The 23,572-nt window shown below is 40.4% G+C and carries 14 protein-coding genes; 10 read left to right on the top strand and 4 right to left on the bottom strand.

Going from position 1 to position 23,572, the window contains the following annotated elements; genetic code table 11:
* Positions 1-502: 502 nt before the first annotated feature.
* On the bottom strand, positions 503-1,717 hold the full coding sequence (locus D9603_RS04640) for a replication protein A (RefSeq protein ID WP_125251284.1): 1,215 nt from the start codon (positions 1,715-1,717) through the stop codon (positions 503-505).
* Between the two features lie 702 nt (positions 1,718-2,419).
* Here D9603_RS04640 and D9603_RS04635 point away from each other — a divergent pair.
* From D9603_RS04635 to rmuC, 6 genes are all read left to right on the top strand, one after another.
* Positions 2,420-3,652, top strand: a complete 1,233-nt coding sequence (locus D9603_RS04635; protein ID WP_128730449.1) for an AAA family ATPase — start codon at positions 2,420-2,422, stop codon at positions 3,650-3,652.
* A 15-nt stretch (positions 3,653-3,667) separates the two neighbouring features.
* The gene (locus D9603_RS04630) at positions 3,668-4,633 is read left to right on the top strand and encodes a ParB N-terminal domain-containing protein (RefSeq protein WP_128730448.1); all 966 of its coding nucleotides are present in this window, start codon (positions 3,668-3,670) and stop codon (positions 4,631-4,633) included.
* A 164-nt stretch (positions 4,634-4,797) separates the two neighbouring features.
* Entirely contained in the window at positions 4,798-7,890 is a 3,093-nt protein-coding gene (locus D9603_RS04625) for a DEAD/DEAH box helicase (protein ID WP_128730447.1), read from the top strand.
* 239 nt (positions 7,891-8,129) lie between these two features.
* Positions 8,130-8,333 (top strand): hypothetical protein, encoded by a 204-nt coding sequence (locus D9603_RS04620; protein WP_125251280.1) that lies wholly within the window; start codon positions 8,130-8,132, stop codon positions 8,331-8,333.
* 5 nt (positions 8,334-8,338) lie between these two features.
* Complete coding sequence (locus D9603_RS04615) at positions 8,339-9,025, top strand: response regulator (protein WP_125251279.1); 687 nt, start codon at positions 8,339-8,341, stop codon at positions 9,023-9,025.
* A 62-nt stretch (positions 9,026-9,087) separates the two neighbouring features.
* A complete protein-coding gene (rmuC, locus tag D9603_RS04610) occupies positions 9,088-10,563 on the top strand; it encodes a DNA recombination protein RmuC (RefSeq protein ID WP_128730446.1) in 1,476 nt (491 codons plus the stop codon).
* A 74-nt stretch (positions 10,564-10,637) separates the two neighbouring features.
* Here the strand turns inward: rmuC and D9603_RS04605 are convergent, their stop codons facing one another.
* On the bottom strand, positions 10,638-11,123 hold the full coding sequence (locus D9603_RS04605; RefSeq protein WP_128730445.1) for a hypothetical protein: 486 nt from the start codon (positions 11,121-11,123) through the stop codon (positions 10,638-10,640).
* A gap of 326 nt (positions 11,124-11,449) precedes the next feature.
* On the opposite strand from D9603_RS04605, the gene D9603_RS04600 reads away from it, so the two are divergent.
* On the top strand, positions 11,450-13,993 hold the full coding sequence (locus D9603_RS04600; protein WP_128730444.1) for a TonB-dependent receptor: 2,544 nt from the start codon (positions 11,450-11,452) through the stop codon (positions 13,991-13,993).
* Between the two features lie 46 nt (positions 13,994-14,039).
* Here D9603_RS04600 and D9603_RS04595 read toward each other — a convergent pair whose 3' ends face one another.
* The gene (locus tag D9603_RS04595; RefSeq protein ID WP_128730443.1) at positions 14,040-16,091 is read right to left on the bottom strand and encodes an ATP-binding protein; all 2,052 of its coding nucleotides are present in this window, start codon (positions 16,089-16,091) and stop codon (positions 14,040-14,042) included.
* 481 nt (positions 16,092-16,572) lie between these two features.
* A complete protein-coding gene (locus tag D9603_RS04590) occupies positions 16,573-18,177 on the bottom strand; it encodes an isocitrate lyase (RefSeq protein ID WP_128730442.1) in 1,605 nt (534 codons plus the stop codon).
* Between the two features lie 247 nt (positions 18,178-18,424).
* On the opposite strand from D9603_RS04590, the gene D9603_RS04585 reads away from it, so the two are divergent.
* From D9603_RS04585 to D9603_RS04575, 3 genes are all read left to right on the top strand, one after another.
* The gene (locus tag D9603_RS04585; protein WP_128730441.1) at positions 18,425-20,602 is read left to right on the top strand and encodes a malate synthase G; all 2,178 of its coding nucleotides are present in this window, start codon (positions 18,425-18,427) and stop codon (positions 20,600-20,602) included.
* Positions 20,603-21,153: 551 nt separating this feature from the next.
* Complete coding sequence (locus tag D9603_RS04580) at positions 21,154-21,849, top strand: hypothetical protein (protein ID WP_125251272.1); 696 nt, start codon at positions 21,154-21,156, stop codon at positions 21,847-21,849.
* A 717-nt stretch (positions 21,850-22,566) separates the two neighbouring features.
* Positions 22,567-23,409: a transporter substrate-binding domain-containing protein gene (locus D9603_RS04575; protein WP_125251271.1), complete on the top strand. Its 843-nt coding sequence runs from the start codon at positions 22,567-22,569 to the stop codon at positions 23,407-23,409.
* Positions 23,410-23,572: the final 163 nt, after the last annotated feature.

The raw sequence follows: 23,572 nt of genomic DNA, 5'->3' as shown, positions 1-23,572 counted from the left end.
ACGCTGTTAGCGTCAGATTTATTCTTTCAAATTGTGCAAGTATTAAGTCTAATTGGCATTAGTAGTAAAAAAGACGTTTGATGAGTGAGAAACCAATTTATAGCGCTTGAAGCAAATTTTATAGTAATTCTATTTCAATATTTATGCTCGAAATGCGTAACAGCAGATAAAATATAAGAGAAGCTAGTTTGTTATTTTTTAGATGGCAATTATTTAACATCGTCCCAACTAGCACTTGTATCTGAACAATAATAGTGGATACAGCTAACCGCACTTTAAGTTTTAAAAACTAAATTCAGGGAAAATCTGAAGAATAACGAATCTACTATTCTTCAGATTTTTTATTTGTTCCAAATACTATTATTTTGAAGCAGATTACTGTTAAGTAAATATGATTAGTTAAAAGTTTTCTATCGTGTAGCCGTTGGAAAACAGAGATCAGCAGAGGCGTTTATTAAATGTTTATATGGCATTCTTCGAACAAATACCACTTTGTATGACATTACTTTTTCACTATTTCTTCTAATGTATCTTCATCTATTACTTCTGCATTTTCAACGATACGCTTACCACCCTGAATCTCAATGCGCTTGTGGTGTTTGTTAAGCGCTAAAATTTCATCACAAAATTGTGCTGAAGGGTGCATTTCATAAACATAATCGATGATTTTTCCAGACTTTTCATCTTTAACATTTGAAATGTTGTACTCAGATATAGCCCCTTTTTCAATCAAATCCTTCATTGTTGTAGTCATATCACGACGTAGGGCTTTTAGTTTATTTTCTGTAATTTCATCATCAGAATAGATAGAGCCATACTTTTCCATGATTGAAATCAAACGAAAATGATATGTTTTACCAGGAGCTGCATATCGCCAAAGGTGATAGAGACGCAACATCATCCAACGCGATAAACCGCGTTTTAACTCTTGCGCACTATTAAAGTAATAACCTTTATACTCCAGATTATCAATCATGTTGTGTACAAAAGCATTAAGACAAGCTACACATTTTATGTTTCCACCCTGTCCTTTTTTGCCACTAAAATGAAGTGAAGACAAAAAGTTCATGTTCGATTCGTAGAAAGAATCATCAATACTTGGATTCTTAGTATCTGTTGCGGTGTATTTAAAAGAAAGTTTTGAACCTTGAAGTGCTTCTAGTGACTCCTTAATTTGAGGGTACGGCATCGACTGTCCAACAGCCTTGAGTTCTTGGGCTAGTTCATTCATAGAAAAGATAACAGCATATTGAATACCGGACTTAAAATTAATCTTTACTATTTTCCCTTTTGAAGCAAGACGAATAAGTGCACGCTCAACTTTTTCTTCACGATCAGAAGGCCAGACCAAAAACTCCTCGTCATCGCCATCTTTTTTCGTACTCACAACAGCAGGCGTAATTTTTATCTCACCCTCATACAAAATCCCATCAACTTTCTCTGAAATTTTTCTAGTAACGATCGTTTTTTTTGGCGCTTCTTCTAATGGTAGTTTTTTATGACCAGAGCGAACAAAACGACCCCATAAGTCATAATGATTAAAGGTATTTGAGTAGGCTCTCAAACCATGAGCTGCATGCTCTATTGATACCCGAACATCTTTATTATCAGTGAACAATGCCAAACTTTCATTATCGATAGCACTTTCTACACCATGGATCTGTCCACGAAGTGAATCGGGCAAATTGTCAACAGAGATGTTCACCTTCCGGCTCATTGTTTTACTTCCAAATTTTCATGACGTCTAATAACAACATATTCAGCAGGAAAAGTTAATGATTAAAGTTAGTATAAAAGTGATCTGAGGTCATTTTTTTTGTTTGGATCATTTTTTTACTAACTGGTTCAATTTTCAGATCAACATTTTACTAAGCTAGCACTTAAAAGCCCATAAAAACCCTCTCAATAATCTAGTTTTTTGCTGATTTTGACCCACTACACCACGCCCCTGTGGAAAACTACAACCTAAATTAGTATAGATCTGATCTCTACTTAGAAGAGATCAGATCTATACTTACATTTTATGATCGGATCTTACCGCTACTGTGAATAACCAACTGATTTTACTTAGTAATAAATTGATCTCATTAATAAAAAAATAGCATATACCTGTGGGTAAGATGTGAATAACTATAAAAATAAAATACTAGTTAGTAAAAATCAGATCTGTTAGTTGTAAGAGATCTGATCTTAACCAAGTAATATTGTGATCTAAAAAAAACAATAAAATTTATATAAAACATATAGATACATACTAAAATTTAAACCTTAGCCTTTAATACCTATATATTTAGCCATATCTAACCTTTCTTATTTATTCTTAGATGTAAACATAAATTACAAATGTCTTTGTTTTTTTGTGTTTACAGCAAATTGAATGGACATTATAATTATTAGCATCAAATGAAGGATAATGTGTATGTCTATAAATAACAATGCGCTCTCAACGTACAGACTGTTAAAAGCAACAGCTGAAGTCGCCGAACAATCTCTTGCTGGTCGGATACAACACTATCGCGCTCATTTAAAAACCGAAGAAAAAGAACTTCGAACTTATACGCAAAAAGCAGCTGCTGATCTTTTAGGTGTCAATAACAGAACACTCAAACGACGTCATGACCAAGGTGACTTTGACAATATAAACATTAAGAAAGGTGCTAACGGCCATTATGCTTATACATTATCAAATATCTTCGCTATGGCCGAAGTATTAGGTGTAAGTGCAGACCAACGTAAAGAAAAAGACAAACTTCAAGTTATCGTGATTAATAGCTTAAAGGGTGGATGTGGAAAAACAACGAGTTTGGTAAATATTGCAGCAGCCTTAGCCACTACAAATATTAAACGCTATCGCATAGGGATCATCGATCTCGATCCTCAAGGATCTTCGTCCAGCTTTTTTCCATCAAACGATCATGAGCCGATCACAGTCGGTGATTTAATGAGAGATTGTATTGATTTAGATGAAGGTGAAACATGGGAAGATCTAGTTTCAAGTGCATTTCAGACAACCCACATACCAAATATTAGAGTACTACCATCAGGTATGGATGACTTTTACTTTGAACATGAAACTGCTACCGAATTGAAAGAAAGCTCAAGCTATGAATCAACAAGACACTATCATAAGCTCAAAGAAAAGGTTATAGAGCCTGTACAAGACGAGTTTGACATAATTCTTGTAGATACTGCACCATCACTTAATTTCATGTTCTACAATGCACTGATGGCTTCTACTTCAATGTTGATCCCTGTTCATCCAGAAGCGGTTGACTTCGATGCAAACAATAAATATCTAAAACGCCTCGGTGAAATTTATCACACTGTTGCAGCATTAGGTCACGAGGGGTGGGATTTTATGCAATTTTTGGTAACGAATTACGTAAAAGGAAACCATTCACAACGGGATATTGTTAAGGATGTGCGTAGTGCATTTGGTAGGCAAGTAATGAGTTACCCGATCAACCATAGTTCTGCTATCACCGCAAGCTCCTCGTCGTTTAATACGATATTCGATCAAAAGACTTCTGATAGCCTTGCAAGTAGAGAGTCTTTACTTAAAGCACAAGAAAATATCAAAGACGTGGTCGATGAACTTGAAATGCTTATTCGCTCAAATTGGCCTTCAACACAATCCTCGCTAGCAGAATAAAAAAGGTATCTACAAATGGCTAGAAAACGCAAAAATGACACAAGAATAGACCCTTTTGCAACCGCTGTTGAGGGTAGTAGTTTGGATGATCTATTGGATCAGGCAAAAGTAGGTGATGTGGTTACAATGCCTGCTCCAAGCGATCCTAATCGCACGATTGTATTGACCTGTGAGATCATTCCATTTTCAGATATTGAGAATAAAACAACAGTATTTGGACAAAATCGCCGCGAGCAATCTTTGTTAAGCGAAAAAGCAGTTGCTGATATTTTACCTGCAATCAAAAAAGACAAGCGTAATTTGCATCCAGCTCTATGCTGGAGGCACGATGGCAAGTTACACGTATTATCAGGGTCAAGACGCCGCAAGGCCTGTTTATTAGCTGAAGCTGATTACGTTGTTCTGAGTTCCAAAGATTTTAACGAGGAAGATGCTAAAACACTGGCGGTTTCTTCTGATCAGTATATTGCGCCTAGTTTATGGGAGTTAGGTAAAGCATATAGCGATACTAAGCATGCTTTGATCCAACAAGGTAAAAAAGGATCTTATCGAGAAATAGCAGCAATTGAGGGAGTTTCTCATACCGCTGTAGCTGACGCACTAAAGGCATTTGAAAGCATTCCAGTAGAAGTACTAAAGTATTATCCAACCGCAAACCATTTAGGCAGAGAGGCGGCAAAAAAATTGATTGCAGCGAAGCAAGAACAGCCTCAGTTTTTCGCTGAACAATTGGCAGGATTATCAAACCAAGAGTTTATGACCGATGAAATGTCAGATGAAAAAAGAGCACTACAGATAACTAAATTTTTGACAACATTTGGCAATAGCGATTCGGCTAGAGTCGAATCTATGCTCGAAAGCGATTATATTAGGATCCAGCGTAACTTAAAAAGCGGCGATGTTACCGTAAAAATTGATAATCGTGTTCTTACCGATAAACGTTTGGAACAATTACAAAAACTACTGAGTAGCTACAATTAAACGTTACCGATACCGAGTTGGACAAATTTACTTCAACTCGGTGCTTTTTATGGTCACTTGACCTCCAACCAGTCGTTTTTTACCTATTTTCTCGCATTTGGCTCTTTAGCTCATATCACTAATTTCATATACTGGCTTTTTACTTTGATTTTGACGTGCACTTAATGTCTTCGCAGTTATCTAAAGAGCAACTTTTCGCCTTATTTGAAGAAATCAAGCAGGAGCAAGCGAGTCAGTTTCCGCTATCTGAGCGATTTCTTCGTCAATATTTTAATTCCGGCTTATTAGCAAAAGCAAAGGAATATCTTAACGATGAACAGGTTTGCTTTTTGCAGCATAGCGATAACTTCGCTCAGATTGATGCGCAAGTATTGGGCAATTACGGTAATACGTTTACCCAGCATATCAAAATCAATCAGGAGCAGGGGGCTGTCTCTGTCGAAGCAAATTGCTCTTGTTCTAATAATCCTAAGTGTCGACATATCGCAGCTGTATTGCTGAAACTAAAAATCGAACACTCCGGTGGATTTGGCGAAGCTTTTTTAGTCAACGATTGGTTCAATGAATTAGCGCAGCTACAGCAAGCAGATAAAGCTGACGCTGATAATGTGTTGTTGTTTGTATTAGAGCCTCGGGCAAATGAAGTATTAGTAAGTCCTAAAGTATCACCAAACCGTCCAGATGGCCTGTATCCTCTTGGCCGTGCACTGACAGAGCAACAACTCAACAGCCAAGTTGCTCCCGCCGGATTATTAGAAAGTGATTTTCGCTTATTCAGTTGGATCCGCTCCCAAAATACGCCTGGCCACTTTGAGTTGTTTGGTGCGTGGGGCTTTAATGCTCTGACTCAGCTTATACATACACACCGCTGTTTTTATCGTAATCATCGTCAGCCATTGGTGTTGGGTCACAAGCAAACATTAGACTTTTATTGGCATCAAGAGAATGACGAATATCAGCTAAAGAGCCGTTTAGCTGGTGTTGAGCATTGGCGATTAGTTAAAACCGAGCCACCAGTTTATTTGGATACTGAAAATCTACTCATTGGTAGGATTGAATCTGAATTAACCGCATCTGAAATTGCCCACCTCCATACGATGCCACCGATCACAGGTGAAAAACTTGAGCAAGTGATGTCGCGCTTTCAAGATATTTTTACTGACGATATTATTGCACCGCCATCTGGTTTTTCTCAACTCGTAAACCCGCAATCAACAGTCGCCAAACTGATCAAATCAGAGCGTGCAAACAAAATTAGGTTTACCATTGAGCCACTAGGAAAAGGTGGGTCGAAAAAACAATTATCGCGTCTTGAACAAGTGCTTACAGGACTGGGCTTTGTACACGAAGGTGAAGACTTTTTGCTGCCCACCGAGGACGGTGTTGAAATACACTGGTTCAACAAAGAAGTTAGACCTTACCTGCAAGGTAAACGTTGGGTTGTGGATGAGCTGCCAGGCAATGGTCATGTTGTTACTCCGAAAGTGATCTTATCTCTTAAACGTGACAAACAACACCATGTTTTGGGTAAAGTGATGCTGGATGATAAACCTATTACGTTAAACTGGGATAAACATCCGGTTCACGAGCTAAACAATTTAGCCCATGAGTATCGTTATGTGGAGATCGGAGAGCAGTTTTATGCAATCAGTCGCAGCGTATTTGATGAATTGCTGACATTAAAATCTCGCTTTAGTTATTACCTATCCAGCTCTCAGTTTAAGTTCCCACTTTCGTACGCTAAAAAGCTATTTGAGCTGGCGCATATTGAAACCAAGTCAAGCGATCAAAAGCTACTTGAATATTTAGCGGAATTAGAAAAGCCGATTGAACAAAATGAAGTTATTCCGGCTAGTGAAGGACAGTGTTTTACTTTACGCGATTATCAGGCTCAGGGAGTTAATTGGCTTAAGTTCCTAAATCGTCATCAACTAGGTGGTATTCTCGCTGACGATATGGGTCTTGGTAAGACGTTACAAGTAATAGCATACTTTATTGCGCAACATAACACCCTCGTGACACAACCAAGTTTAATTGTCTGCCCTACTAGCTTAGTTGGAAATTGGAGAGATGAATTTAAGCGCTTTGCTCCTCACCTACCCTTGACGATTATTCATGGTGCTAACAGAGAGGAAGCACTAACTAACTTATCGGGTGCTCGTTTTATACTGACCACTTATCCATTGTTAAAACGAGATGTTGCTTATTACAAAGGGTTGGATTTCGACTCTATCGTGTTAGATGAAGCGCAGTATATCAAAAATGAAACTGCACAAATTTCCAAATGCGTGAAGGGACTTTCTGCGCGTTTCAAACTCTGTTTGAGTGGCACACCGGTTGAAAACAATTTACTTGAGCTAAAGTCGTTACTGGACTTTGTAATGCCGGATGTATTGGGGACCAAACAACAGTTTAAACAACACTTTCAGATCCCTATCGAGAAAGAGCAAGATCGTGCTCGTGCGAGCGAACTGAGATCTTTAATTGCACCGTTCATTCTAAGAAGAACAAAGTCAGAAGTAGTAAAAGAGCTACCTAATAAAACAGAACTTATTAAAGAGTTAGAGTTCTCAGAGTCGCAGCATAGGCTGTATCAAGGTGTGCAGCATCAAGTAGAGAGTAAATTACAGAACTTATTCCAAGAGCATGGCGTTGAAAGGAGTAAGTTGGCGTTTCTTGATGCACTGCTTAAGCTGCGTCAGATCTGCTGTCACCCTCAACTCGTGGATAAGGATTTGGCAGAGCATAGCAGTGCAAAGTTTGAATGGCTTGCACAGCACCTGCCGACACTATTAAGTGAAGGTCGTAAGATCATCATCTTTAGTCAGTTCACCAGTGTGCTTGATCTCATTGCGGAGCAGTGCCAACAACAACAGCTGAAGTATACAATGTTAACCGGTCAAACCAGACAAAGGGATAAGGCAATAGAAGCATTTACTTCAGGTAAGTGCAGCATCTTTTTAATAAGCCTTAAAGCCGGTGGGACAGGCTTGAATCTTACTCAAGCTGATACCGTGATCCACTTTGATCCTTGGTGGAATCCAGCTGTTGAAAATCAAGCTACTGATCGCGCGTATCGTATTGGCCAAGACAAGCCGGTCTTTGTTTACAAATTAATTATGGCTAATTCCATCGAAGAAAAGGTATTTAAGATGCAAAGAGACAAACAGGCGCTAGTTGACGCTTTGTTTGCAGACTCTGGAGTTAACCTGAGCCAATTTGATGAGTCACAAATGCTCGCATTGATAAAAAGTTAAAAATAAAATTGAACTAAATGAAAACCTCGTAGGTCTATGATTATGCTTATTGCGAACATGTTGGTGTAATAGGCGTATGTTGATTTCCCCCTTTGTTACTGATTGTAATAAGCCAGCTTAACTAAGCTGGCTTTTCTTTTTCTGATGAAAAAAACATCATCACACTCCATTTTTGTTCCATAATGTCGCGCTTTAATATTCATAACGGAGAAATGCCATAGACCAATTAGGATAATGCTATGCTTTGCTACGATGCGACGATTACACACTTAAACTTTATTGAGACACAATCACAAACGGATTATGATCTGTTAAATGAAGTGGCGAGTTCAGAGGATTTGTCTAGTATACTGACAATGTTGTTATTCGATGACACACTGTCGGATACTTTGAAGCGTCAAGTCCGACAGCAATTGAAAAGTTTAAAAGCAAAGAGTAAATAAACCCTATGTCTACACCTCCAAACATCTTACTCGTTGAAGACGATCAAGATATTGCAGAACAAGTATTACTATTCTTTAGAGCGTCAGGATTTAAGATGTTCCATATTGCTGATGGCGCAGAAGTGGTATCTTGGGTACGCGAAAATCAACCGGATGCGATTTTAATGGATATCATGCTACCAAACCAAGATGGTGTGGAATGTATGCGGCAAATTAGGACATTCTCCGAAGTTCCTATTGTTATGTTAACAGCAAAAGTCACAGAAGCTGATCGTTTACAAGGACTAGAGGTTGGTGCAGACGATTATGTTTGTAAACCATTTAGCGCAGCTGAATTAGTGATGAGAATGAAAGCTATCTTACGTCGTTGCGTGAACACGCATTCCTACCAAAAGCCGATAGAAGTTAACCGTGATGAATTGAGTGTAAAGTTGAGCGGTTGTACTTTGGGGCTCACTAAAGTTGAGTTTGATGTATTTGCTTTGTTGTACGATGCGCCTAATCGTGTCTTCTCAAGACAACAAATTCTTGACCATATTCAGCCAGATAATTTTGATATTTCAGATAGAGTTATTGACAGTCATATTAAAAATATTAGAAAAAAAATCAAAGAATTAGAGCATTCCCCTAAAATTGTTGAATCGGTGTATGGCGCCGGGTACCGTTATAATGGCCAACAGATCACTGAATGACTAAGTGATTGAAATTTATATCTAAGGTATTATCAAAGCAGAACAACTGATGAGATTTCAATATGCTTTGGTCAATGCTTTCAACAACGCCTGCATGGTATAGTTTGGCACTGTTTGCAGGCGGTGCAGCTACCCTCCTTCCTATTGTATGGGTGATCCGCAGTACATTAAAAAGTCAGCTGCATACTCAACAAGCAACAGAACATGCCTTGCGTGCTCAAATCGTTCAAGCTGAACAGTTAGTTCAGGAGCTCCGTGAACAGCAGCTACAAAGTCATGGCCAAGTACAGCAAATGCAAGCCCGCCTTAACGAACGTCAACGTCAAGCTACTGAGTATCAACAGCTTTGGCAGCGTGAGCTCGACGCCAAAGAAGAAATTCAAGCCCATGCTCATGGGCTTGAAATTGAAATGGCGAATTTACAAACCTTATTAGAGCAAAAGCAACACCATTTTGAGCAGCAACTAGCGCAACTTGAACAAGCCAAAGTACAGTTAAAAGAAGAGTTTCATAATCTTGCCAACCAGATCTTTGATGAAAAGACAGCGCGCTTTAGCCATCAAAGTAAAGAAAAAATCCAACAATTGCTGCAACCTGTCCAAGGGGAGTTAAAAGGCTTTAGGGATAAGATGGAGGCAATCCATAGCGAAGAGCTAAAACAGCGGGCTTCTTTGAAAACTGAATTACTCCATCTACAAGCTAATAATCGAGTGATGACAGAGCAGGCTGAACGCTTAACTACTGCGCTACAGGGACAGAAAAAAGCACAAGGTAATTGGGGCGAATTGATGCTTGAAAATGTGCTCGATAGTGCTGGTTTAAGACCCGGTTATGACTATCAGCGAGAAGTTAATTTTAATACAGATGAAGGAAAGTTTCGCCCTGATGTGGTGGTTTATCTGCCGCAATCTCGACATTTAGTCATCGATGCGAAGACATCGTTAAACGCCTATACGCGTTATATTAATGCAACAACTGACAGTGAGGCCAATCAGGCTATCGTAGCGCATAGCGAAGCTATTACAGCGCGTATCAAAGAACTTGGAAGTAAATCCTATGAGCGCCTCCCTGGTCTCAATTCTCCGGAAGTGGTTATTATGTTTATTCCGATTGAATCGGCATTTGTTGAAGCGGTAAAGCATAAACCAACCCTTTATCAAGACGCGCTACAACATAATGTTTTGGTTGCGACGCCAACGACTTTATTGACGAGTCTCAATATCGTGAAGCAACTATGGCGTTTTGAAGATCAAAGTAAGCATACGAGAGAGCTGGCACTACGAGCAGAGAAGTTTTATAACAAGTTAAATAACTTCTTGCATAGTATGGAGAATGTGGGCAAGCAACTTGATAAAGCGAAAGAAAGCTATGAAAGGGCATTTTCCCAGTTGTATATGGGCAAAGGAAACTTAATCAAACAGGCCGCTGAGTTTAAAGAGCTTGGTGTTGCGGTAGTTAAAGAGCTGCCAGCAGATCTAGAGGAAAAAGCGAAACTGGAGCTCGAGCCTAAATCCCCTTCTCTCTCTTCTAAAAGCTAGTAATGATCTAATACCAATGGGTATAAACTCCAAAAAAGGCCACATACTGGGCCTTTTGTTTTAATCGGACTAAGTTACGGGGCGCTGCACTTTGCGTAATCACTATGACGCGGTGAGCCTGAGTATAAGTGCATGTATAGCGTAAACTGATTTACATCACGCCAGATATTATTCGTCGCTGGTGGGCACAGAGATTGTTCTATGTAGCCTTTTAGCGCCTGCCCCGTTAATGCCAATTCTGAGGGAATGCGAATGAACACGTTTATATCGTCTTTACTTATTTTCATATGTGAAAATTGCCAACTGCCTACCATGTATTGCTTAGTAAAGTAGCGATTGAGGCGTTTTTCTGATTCTTCACTCAGCACTAAGTTAGCGGGAGTAGCTGTATCTTTCAAAAGTGCCCACGCACTCAGCAATGAAATTGTCATCGCGAGCAAAAAAGTCAAAATCACCATAGGCGACAGCTTGGTCTTTGGCTTACTCTGTTGTTGCTGCTGTTTAGCTCTAGACTCGACAATTTTCAGCCAGTCAGCATGTTTAAGCGTCCGTTGTGTCATCGTTTCTCTCCGTTTTCATATGCTGATATTTAAGCGTTGTAATATGGAGTAAAGATGGAGTGAATAAACATCAGACCAGTGCCAATTGAGGGTATAAGATAGATCGAAAAATTCTTTATTGTGGGTGAAAGAATAATTTTAAAATTCGCGTCTTTTCTTACGAGAGTTACTTAATTTTAGGTTGGTATCGAATAAGTAAGTGCCAACATTTTAATCGTAAATCGGATGGTATTCGTATTCAGTCTTGATTTACTCCACTATTGACTAAATTAAGTACTAGTCGGTCTTTCACTGACTCTGCGTTCAACATATTCACGGGACAAACTATGCAATTTATTAATAACAAGCTAGACAGCGCTGTTCGCAAGCCAATCTCGTTGGCTGTCGGTGCCGCGCTTCTTTCAACTATTTCAATTCACGCACAGGCAGAAAGTAATAACACTGAAGCTAAAGACAGTGTTGAAGTTATAGAGATCACAGGTACCAGAAGAAGTCTGCGCAGTGTGGCTGAAAGTACCGTTCCGGTCGATGTCATTTCGCTAGATGATATGCAAAGTACAGGTCAGCTGGAGCTAAGCCAGGTACTCACGACGCTGGTGCCAAGTTTTAACTTTCCTAATTCAACACTCGCGGATGGTACTGATCACGCGCGTCCTGCTGTGCTTCGCGGGTTAGCACCAGACCATACTTTAGTACTTGTAAATGGTAAACGCCGCCACGCAGGCGCATTATTGAATTTAAATGGTACAGTTGGTCGTGGCTCAACAGCTGTGGATTTGAATACCATTCCTGCTGCCGCAATCAAACGTGTTGAGGTCTTACGTGATGGTGCTGCTGCACAGTACGGCTCAGATGCAATTGCGGGAGTGATTAACATCGTGCTTAAAGATGCAGAAGAAGGCGGTAGTATAAGCGTTACCTATGGTGAACACGACACCCAGATGGCAGGTGTTCCTGACTTATTAGCCACCCGTACAGATGCTTCGGGCGATTTAGATTTTGTATTAGGTGATGACCGCAAACGCAATGACGGCGGCACCGCAACCATTGGTGCTAATATTGGCTTTGCGCTAGGCAATGATGGCTTTATTAATCTTTCAGCCGAATATAGAGACAAAAAACCAACGAATCGTTCGGGCTTTGATCCAAGAGAACAATATGCTCGTGACGACAACGGTCAATTGGATGCTCGAGAGTTTACTTTTGACCGCTACAATCATCGTTTTGGCAAAGCTGAAGTGGAAGACTTTGCGCTCTTTTTCAATGCTGGCTACAACTTAGATACTGATACAGAGCTTTATTCATTTGGTAGTTACTCAACACGAGAAGGTAACTCTGGTGGGTTTTATCGCCGTGCAAAAGACAGCCGTAATCTAACTGCGGTTTATCCAGACGGTTTCTTACCACAAATTGTCAGTGATGTTGATGATTACTCATTCGCTATTGGCGTAAAAGGAACCCGCGGTGATTGGGACTATGATATTAGCAGCAACTATGGCGTGAATGACTTTGGTTTGGGAGTTGTAAACAGCCTAAACACCTCAATGGGCGTAACCAGTCCAACTGAATTTAATAATGGCGCGTTGATTTATTCACAGTGGTTAGTGAATGCGGACGCGAAAACAGCATTGGATTTGGGTTTACCAGACGATGTTTTTTTCACCGTTGGTGCTGAATATCGCCGTGAAAATTACGAAATTGAAGTTGGTGACGAGGCGTCTTATCTAACGGTGCTTGATGCCGAAGGTAATCCTGTGGCCGCTGGTGGTGCGCAAGTACTGGCCGGGTTTTCACCGGCAAGTGCGGTAGATGAATCTCGCCACAATATCGCTTTATTTGCAGAGTTCGATACGTATCTAACACAAGACTGGAATATCGTCTTGGCTGGTCGTTTCGAGGATTATAGCGACTTTGGCAGCACCTTTACTAGCAAACTTGCATCGCGCTATGTGGTTTCAGACAACCTATCGTTACGTGGTGCGATAAGTACCGGTTTCAGAGCACCTTCATTAGCTCAAACATCATATAAATCAGTAGCAACCGTATTTGAAAATGGCGTACCGAGTGAAGTTGGACATTTTCCGGTTGATACGCCTGCTGCTAAAGCACTAGGTGCTCGCGAGCTAGAAGCTGAAGAGTCAGTGAATGCTACGGTGGGTTTTGTGTACACACTTGATGCGTTCTCATTCACGGTAGATGCGTATCGAATTGATATTGATGACCGCATTGTACTCTCTGAGAATCTAAATGGTCCTGAGGTTATTGATATTTTACGCCAAGCAGGCGAGCTTAACACACAAAGTGTCAGGTACTTCACAAATGCCATCGACTCTCGCACTCAAGGTGTTGATATCGTTGCGACGTACAGCTTTGACCTCTCTGACTTTGGTGATTTGAGATTAAGTGCTGCGGTCAATATTAACGATACCGAAGTAACGGATGTCAAAGCGAACCCAGCAGAGCTAGAAGCCTTAGGTGACAGCTATGAATATTTTGCTCGTCGTGAAATAGCTCGATTTGAAGATGGTACACCAAAAGATAAATGGAACTTAGCAGCAATTTGGCAGTTTGGTGATTGGCAAACAACCCTACGCGCAACACGTTATGGTGAAACAACTGATTCTTCAAGCTCGGTTACAGGTGATGAAGTATTAGATGCCAAATGGATTACAGATTTGGAAGTGGCCTATAATTTAGGTGACAACTGGAAATTCGCCGTCGGCGCGAACAACCTGTTTGACCAGTATCCTCAAGATACGGTGAGTAATATTGGTTTTACAACATTTAACCAAATCTTCCCTTACTCAGCGTTCTCGGCATACAACACTGATGGCCGTTTCGTATATGGCAATATTAGCTATCGCTTTTAAATATGATTTGAAGTAATCAATGGCCAAGCAAACGCTTGGCCTTTTTTTATTTATAATTGCTATCTACCGCATGGGGAAGGTTTATTTGGATACACAGACCACCGAACTTTCCTGACTTAAGCCTAATTGTTCCATTCATTGCCTCTACTATGCTTTTACAAATAGAAAGACCTAGCCCTGATCCCCCTGTTGCCCGGCTTCTTGAAGCTTCAACACGGTACAGGCGTTCAAATAATTTGTTTTGCTCGCGCTCCAGTACCCCAGGTGAGCTATCATCAACTTGTAAGAAGAATCCAAATTTATTAACCACAGCTTTAAAGCGCACTTTGCCAGGGACATCTGTATATAAACAGGCATTTTTGGCTAGGTTATCAATCACTCGGTCTAGCTTTGGCTTATCGATATGAATATCCATATCGTCAACGTGAATGTCAGCAATAAATTGCAACTTATTACTAGTTACTAACCTCTCAACATCATACACATAGCTTTGTATTACAGTTTTGGCATCGTAAAGCTGAGGGTGGATCACTAAAGCATTATGATCTGCTTGGGAAAGCTGGTAGACATTAGATATCAGGTCGTTAAGTTGATTTATCTTATTGTTTATTTTTGCATAAGCGATGGTGCTGTCATCTATCAGGTTATGCTCCATGGCTTCAATGTGAAGTTTCAGTACACTTAAAGGCGTACGAAGCTCATGAGAAATATCAGCCAGCATTTTGTCTTTTTGTGCAATGTTTGATTGATACATTTTGGCTTTCAAAGTTGCACTTCTATGTTTTGCTATAAAAAAGCCGATAAAGAAAGTCCCCATTAAAAAAACGGCGATAGCAGTGACTAACCACATTTGTGTAGAAAGCTTAGCATTTTTAAGGTTAATTTCTGTTATAGCCTGCTTGGCCTGAGCTTTTTCAAGTTCCTGAGATTGGATTAAGGCATCAATACTAGCTTTGTAAGTACTTACCTGTTTTTGTAAGTAGTCAGCATGGATGTTCGATTGCAGCTCTGCAGCTGAATACATAAATTGGTACGCATCCGCAAAGTTGCCGTCAAGTGCTAAGGCTTGTGCTTTTAAATGGTGATATTTTTCTTGCAGTACTTCAGCTGCTTCAATTTTTATTAATTTATCGAGTGTGGGCAGTAATGTTTTTGCTTCTTTCAGTTCAGCTCTTGCAAGTCTGACTTCAAGCTCTGTAAGAAAGGCATAAAATTGTTGTAACGTGGAACTCGTTTGTGTTGCATATTCAATCGCAGATAGTGCCTCTGTTAATGCACTGTCTAGCTCAGATTTAGTAATATAAATCAATGCCGCGGTTCGATGTGCGCGACTGAGCGACACCCGAGCATCTAATTGGCGTAAAAGTTCGATGGCCTCGTTAATTTGAAGTAGTGCCTCATCAGCTTTACCGTTTTTGAATTTTAATTCCCCTAACCGCAGTGCTGTACCAGCAACATTACGTAGCTCCTTGGATGCTTTATCTGCTATCAACGCTTGTTGAAAGAAATACTCTGCATTTTCCTTGTCCCCCAAACGCACAGAAATATCTCCAAGGTTGTAAAAATTGGCACCTTGCTTTTCATACTGGTCTGTTCCTTTAAGCAGTTCATATGCCTTTAGATGATACTGCATTGATTGTGCGAGAAGGTTCCTGTGATCAGCGACAACTCCTAAGTTATTATAGGTTTGTGCAATCAAGTTTGGCTTGTTCATTGACTGTGCTGAGTCTAATGCTTTTAAATAAAAGTCTTCAGCAAGTGCTAATTTGCTGATGCTGCGATAGTTTATGCCGATCTCTCGGTATAGCTCATATTTTCTTATCTCAGTTAGGAAAAATTGCTTTTCAATAAAGTTAAGCGTTGATATCGATTTTTCGTATAAATCTTGCTTTCTATATATCATCGCTTGAAGAAAAATAGCTTGGTAGCGTGTTTCATCATTTTCGGTATTACTCAGCTCTTTGATTTTTTCAAGCGCTTCGGTGTACTGACCGGCAATTTCTAGTGCTTGTACTTCTTTTATCGTTATATTTTCAGCATTACAACTCAGCGCAAAAAATATAAGCACTGCAAGCGTGAGATTCTTAAATAGAGTCATCTTTTAAGTTCATATCGTTTTTGTCTGTCATGCAGCATTACACAAAAAAGTGAGGTAAATATGGAAAGTGTAAAGGGGGTTTACAGTGACAATTGATGTTTATCAATCATGCGCTAATAATATGATGAACAAGACTTGGAATATTCTCAGAACAAAATTTTACTAAGTAAGTTAGTAAAAATGTGACCTGTCGTAGATTTAGTTAGTAAAATTTTGGTTTGTAAAAGTGGCTTAAGTCAAAAGTGAGTATTTTTGAGCTAGGATCTTTGATCTTCATAAAAAGATCGGGATCGTTTGTTGTTGGGTTAATAAAATCCTGATCCAAATTTGATTGTTGTTAGTAAAAACATGATCTGTCTAGCAAAGGTTAGTAAAGAGGTGATCTGAGACTGATAAGCTAGTAAAAACCTGATCTAATAATCTCAAGCTCTGAAAAGGGCCTTGCGGCCCTTACTGATTTTGGAACTAAATAAATCAAATGTTAGAACTGGTTCATGGTGTTGGCTTCACCGCCAGCTTTTAGTGCATTTTCGCCAGAGAAGTATTCTTTGTGGGTGTCACCTATATTAGAACCAGCTAAGTCTTGGTGTTTAACTGATGCTTGCTCGCGACGGATTTCTTGTCGTTGCACATCGCGTACATAGGCAAGCATACCCGCGTCACCAAAATAGCCTTCAGCCAGAATATCGGTGCTTAGCGCTGCTGTATGATAAGTTGGCAGTGTAATTAGATGGTGGAAAATCCCCGCTTCTCTTGCGGAATCCCGCTGGAAGTTTTGCACCAGTCGATCAGCTTCTGTAGCTAATTCGGTTGTGTCTAATTCTGGAGCCATCAATACCTTCGCATCTGTGCTTGGATCAGGGTATGTTGATAAGTCTTTACCTTGTTCTTGCCATTGCTGGTATACCTGCTCACGGAACTTCAATGTCCAGTTAAATGAAGGCGAGTTGTTGTACACAAGCTTTGCGTTAGGTACCTGTTCACGGACGCGGTTAACCAGCTCGGCAATTTGCTCGATATTTGGTTTTTCGGTTTCAATCCATAATAGATCTGCACCTGATTGCAAGCTAGTTACACAGTCTAGGACCACACGATCTTTTTCTGTACCTGCTTTGAATTGATATAGGCCGTTATCCAAGCGAACCGGTTTTTGTAATTCGCCACCCAGCTTAATTGCCATTTCACCTTCTTGTAAATCAGCGGCTGAGGTCACAGGCGTGGTGTCTAAGTAGCTGGTGTATTGACTCGCAAGGTCGCCAGCAGCTTTTGAGACTGGTACTTTTTGCGTCAAGCTTGCACCCAATGAGTCGGTACGGGCAACGATCACGCCATCTTCAACACCAAGCTCAAGGAATGCGTATCGAACAGCGTTAATCTTAGCTAAAAAGTCCTCATGGGGAACCGTTACTTTACCTGCTTGGTGGCCACACTGTTTTGCGTCCGATACTTGGTTTTCGATTTGAATAGCACAAGCACCTGCTTCAATCATTTGTTTAGCTAATAGGTAGGTTGCTTCTTCGTTACCAAAACCGGCATCAATATCTGCAATGATAGGCACTACATGGGTTTCGAAATTATCGATTTTGTTAAGGATCTCGGTTGTGTCTTGGCCTTTGGCTTTTGCTGCATCAAGCTCTTTGTAGAGATGGTCTAGCTCTCGCGCATCGGCTTGCTTGAGGAAGGTGTAGATCTCTTCAATCAAAGCTGGAACTGCTGTTTTTTCGTGCATACTTTGGTCTGGCAGTGGGCCAAACTCTGAGCGCAGCGCAGCAACCATCCAGCCACTTAAGTATACGTAAGAGCGTTTCGTGGTTTTGTTGTGACGCTTTACTGCCATCATCATTTGTTGCGCTGTAAAGCCGTGCCAGCAACCAAGGGATTGCGTATATTGGCTGCTATCAGCATCGTATGCTGCCATATCTTCACGCATCACCTTGGCTGTATATTTTGCGATGTCCAAACCGGTTTTGAAGCGGTTTTGTAGGTGCATACGGCTGGCATACTCAGGACTGATAGACTGCCAAGTTTTTCCTTGGCTTTGACATAGACTAGAGAAATGATCTAACTGAGTTTGATACTGAGACATAATTAGCTTCCTTCGAACGGGTACTATAAATCAAATTAAGTTCTGGTTGTTTGTTACACGAAGCCACCTGATGTGAGAGTGGTTGGCTGCGGGCTTAATTAAACACTAGGCCGATAAATTAGATTTTTTAAATTTATAGTTATTATTACGAGTATATTTTTTGTGAATGAGAAAAGGGGTTCGTTTTTCCAAAAATTGTTTTATGTTTGATCTATCCCGTTCAAAAAATGTTAATCAAGGACTCTCCATGAGCAAGTATGTCACTTATTCAGGCTTCCAAATTGCGACTCCTCTGGCGCAGTTTGTCGAGCAATCTTTACTTCCCGGCACCGGGATAGCGGTAAATCAATTTTGGCAAGGTGTTGCGGATATTTTTTCGGCACTTGGTAAGCAAAACCAAGCGTTACTAAACAAACGTGATACCCTGCAACAGCAAATTGACGATTACCACCTCTCTCACCCTGATTGGCAAGCTGCTGAATATCGGACATTTCTTGAATCAATTGGCTATTTGCAGCCAGAACCTGAAGATTTTGTCATTGAAACTAAACATGTAGAACCTGAAATTGCCAGTGCTGCAGGGCCGCAATTAGTGGTACCTGTGAGTAATGCTAGATTTGCGCTAAATGCAGCTAATGCCCGCTGGGGATCTTTGTATGATGCGCTCTATGGTACTGATGTTCTTAGCGAAGAGGATGGCGCTGAACGTACTCAAGACTATAATCCAACGCGTGGATTTAAAGTTATGGCTTATGCTAGGCAGTTTCTTGATAACGCGCTGCCGTTAGCAAAGGGCTCTCACATAGAAAGTACGAACTATGCAATTCTGGACGGAAACTTGGTGATCACGCTAAACGATAGCGCTCAAGTATCATTGCAGCAGCCTGAGCAGCTAGTGGGCTATCAGGGGGAAGCACAAAACCCAAGTGCAATATTGCTGCGTCATCATGATCTCCATATAGAGATCCAAATTGATCCACATCATCCGGTCGGGCAAGCTGACAAAGCAGGGATCAAAGATGTCGTTCTCGAATCTGCACTTACGACTATTATGGATTGTGAGGACTCTGTTGCGGCGGTGGATGCTAAAGACAAAGTCTTGGTATATCAAAATTGGTTAGGTCTGATGAAAGGGAGCTTGAGTGAGACCTTCGAAAAGTCAGAGAAATCATTGACCAGGACGCTAAATACCGACCGAAGTTACGTAGATACGCAAGGCCAGCGTATTACGCTAAAAGGTCGCGCTATGATGTTTGTGCGTAACGTTGGCCACCTAATGACAACACCAGCGGTGCTGGACGCAGAAGGAAATGAGCAGTTTGAAGGGATCTTAGATGCCATCATGACAAGCACCGCAGCACTGCATGATTTGCAGGGAAATAGCCCGTTTAAAAACTCGACGGCAGCAAGTATCAATATCGTGAAGCCAAAGATGCATGGTCCTGAAGAGGTTGCCTTCACTGATACCTTGTTTAGTCGAGTAGAAGCATTACTTTCACTGCCAAAAAATACCATCAAGATGGGCATTATGGACGAAGAGCGTCGCACTTCAGTGAATTTAAAAGCTTGTATTGCTGCTGCAAAACAGCGTGTTGTATTTATAAATACCGGCTTTTTGGATAGAACCGGTGATGAAATTCATACCTCAATGTTAGCAGGCCCAGTATTACCAAAAACATTGATTAAAGGCCAGTCCTGGATAGCTGCTTATGAAGATCAAAATGTGGATATTGGTCTTAAAACCGGTTTTAGGAAAAAGGCACAAATCGGCAAAGGCATGTGGCCAATGCCAGATAAAATGGCGCTGATGATGGAGCAAAAGCAAGGTCATCCTGAGTCTGGTGCTAATACTGCGTGGGTGCCCTCTCCTACCGCAGCAACGCTCCACGCGATGCACTATCACTATGTGGATGTGTTTGCACGCCAACTTGAGATAAAAACACGCCAGCAGGCGTCACTTGATAACTTACTTACGCCCCCGTTGATGTTAGAAAACGATTTGTCTGCTGAGGATATCCAAGCTGAATTAGACAATAACGCGCAGGGCATCTTGGGCTACGTGGTACGCTGGATAGACCAAGGCGTAGGGTGTTCAAAAGTGCCAGATATCAATCATGTTGGATTAATGGAAGATAGAGCAACACTTAGGATTTCAAGCCAGCATATTGCTAACTGGTTATATCATGGGATTTGTAGTGAAGAGCAGGTAGAAAAGACGTTTAAGCGAATGGCTGCAGTGGTTGATGGTCAAAACGAAAGTGACAGCCTCTACCAACCAATGCTCAATGAGCATCAGCCTCTGAGTGAAAACCTTGCATACAAAGCTGCATTATCTTTGGTATTTGAGGGGCGGACACAACCGAATGGCTATACAGAACCGTTATTACATGCTTACCGAAGCGCTTATAAGGAGCAGGCTAATTAACTTGAACACGGCATAATAACTCTTGCTCTAGTAATTGTTATCTTTTACTACAGTGTTAAATTTGTTTGCAATAGCTCAGTGATTGACGCACAAATTTGCCGTGCATTGAGAAATAACTTCTGATTCTAACGATTTTGAGCATGGGTATTTTAGTTGATTAACTAACTTCTAATCCTGAGCTCAGGTTTACCAATCGCCCTACTTTATTCGATGTCACATAAACCAAGGCTGGCTCATCCAGCCTTTTTTCGTGGTGGTGAAAGCCACTTATATTTTAACGTAATCTGTTAATAGCACTTACAGTGCTCTTTTAAACAGTCATCCTACTTTTATATAGCAACCCTGAGGGACTACTTTGCCAATTGAGGTAAGGCTCAGAACTACGTCGTTATCGTGCGACTATGGTTTATCTTGTTGTGGAGAATTGAAGGGTGTAAAGGGGGTTTACAGTGAAATGCCAACTACTTGTATTGTAATCTAGTGTAATCGACTGAGTTGTTAAGAAGATCCTATAATCATAAAGTTATAAGTAATCCAAAAGTTCACTATTTATGAAGAATATATTAGGCTCTGAAAATGGGATAAAGATCCAAAAATATGATGTTTTGTTTATTGGACTGAGCATTTTCTTTTTTATTGTCTGTGCGATACATGTCACTTTAATTGTGATGGGCAAAAATGTTGAACAAATGTGGATGCTATTTGGCAGTATTGCGATGATGCTACTGTTACTCTCTTCAGAAAAAAATCTGTTAAATATTTTTGCAATTGTGGTGTTTGGTACGTATGTGGCCGATGAAGAGTTTCTATTGGAAGTTGCAGCTATGTCTACTGGTGAACAGTTGGCATCGATAAGGCAAAGTCGAAATTTTGAAGTCTTAACCGTAACCGATGAGGTGCAAACTAAGGCGACACTCAGCGCAAAACTAGACGAACTAATGCAGCAAAATACTGACTCTGACAAGATTGTGGAAGTACTTGAAGCACACCGGCTACAGTTAGAAATAGAAGCTGATTTACCAGGGTTTGAACCGATTGATAAAGCCGTGATTAATATATTTTCAAACTACGGAAAGTTAGAAGAAAATCAATTCTTTTCACTGATGCAAGACAAAGGCTTTGGTGATAATGAAATCAAAGACTCATTTGAGAAATTGGGCGCCGCTGACTATTTAAAAAATAACCCTCACAACCTAGATGAGGCATTGCTGACCGAAAAAGGAGAAAAACTAAAAGCCCGTTTATAGCTCGTGTAATATACAGAGTCTTGTACCTGTCACATCCACTCTAGACAATCTTAGGGCTGCAAAAGTTTTTTTAAATTGTTTTTATTCTGGTCAACCTACAGGCTGTAGATTGACCTCTCGCTACTGCATATCCCCATTTTATGCAATTAAGCTGCGTCTAATTCATTAAGTACATACGCTATACTCTTAGGTTTGACTGGTTTTGAAGGAATCGGTGGTCTCGTGCTTGTAATATAAATAAACATAGTGAATGCAAAAAACTCAGACTAGATAAGGTGATAGCTGCGCGTGTGCATCCCAAGACAGCCTTAATATCGACATCCTTTTGCAGTGCATAGTGGCGGCTAAAAAGACAGTCATTATCCGAAGTCCTCGCTAATTTATGTGATGAAATTAGTTTAACAATCTCATTTTGTCATCTAGGCTTTAGGTAAATATGTTGTTATCACATTAAGTTAGCTTTAATACCAATTGTATTGAGTAATACCTGTTATCTTAATTAAGCTTGCTATTTTTGAGGCGAGAAAATCTGACTACTTAGTTGTTCTAAATAAGAAATTTCTAATGCCGTTAACATCAGACTTCGTTCTTCAAATTGAAAAAGTATAAAGACTAATTGGTATTAATGGGCTTTAACCTTTCAAATTGGTGAGAGAATCAGCGTAATTTGAATAAGTGTCCTTAATTAACGTTTTTCCCAAGTGATGTCGAGGTTTCATGGTTAAGCAGTACGCAATAACAATACACTTTATAAGTGTATTAATTTTAAATTGGTGGCTTATCATCACACCTGCGTATGCCAGTGAATGCAGCAAAACAGTGAACATCGGTGTTGTTGCAGATTGGCCACCGTTAACGGCTTTTGATCAGTTAGGACCTTGGGGTCTTGATGTTGATATTGCTGAAATGGTGTTTCAACATGTCTCGATATGTACTAATTATATACGCTTGCCCTCAAGCGCTCGGACGTTTGAAGAAATGACAAAAGGGGTCATTGATGTTGCTGTGATGGTCAGCTATACCAAAGATAGGGAGCGCTACGGTGATTTTACCCTTCCCTACCGTTTTGAGCGAATGCGCTTATTCTCGTTGTCTCCTGCGATGGAAATTCCCAGTCTAGAGTCGCTTGTTAAACAATCAAAAACGATTGGGTTAAGTATTGGCTCTTTTTATGGCGAAGAGCTTGCTAAGTTAAAAAATGATACCCGGTACAAAGAACAGTTCGTTGGTATTGCTAGTGCGAAGCGCAGGATAGAAATGCTGATGAAGCGCCGAGTCGACTTTGTGGTTGATGATGTGATAACTGGTAGTTATTTTATTAATGAGCAGGGGTTAGACTCTGCAAAAGCTTGGCCGTACGTGGTACACGATAATCAAGTACATTTTTTGCTCAGAAATGGCGTTTTTAGCCCAAGATTAATCAGTAAAATTAACGATGCGATAGTGCAGTTAAAACCCAAAATAGAGCTATTAGTTAGTACCTACCAATCTAGTCTCATCCTTGATACAACGACAGAACCCAATCAATTTACTCATCTGTTGCCAGTGCAGTCGCATTAACACCATTAATCTTAATGCTTGTTCAATTTGAAGGGGCAACTCTGACGCTAACTGCGTTAAAAGTTTCTTATTCAAACCTCAGCTTAACTAACTTCTTATCCTGAGTTTGGGCTACGTATTCTTCAATACTTTGGTGAATAACGTATATGGACGATGCTTATCC

The sequence above is a fragment of the Pseudoalteromonas sp. PS5 genome (genome assembly GCF_004103255.1).
Classification (GTDB): domain Bacteria; phylum Pseudomonadota; class Gammaproteobacteria; order Enterobacterales; family Alteromonadaceae; genus Pseudoalteromonas; species Pseudoalteromonas peptidolytica.
The sequence above is the reverse complement of the archived record's forward strand: the minus strand, read 5'-3'. Positions and strand labels throughout refer to the sequence as shown.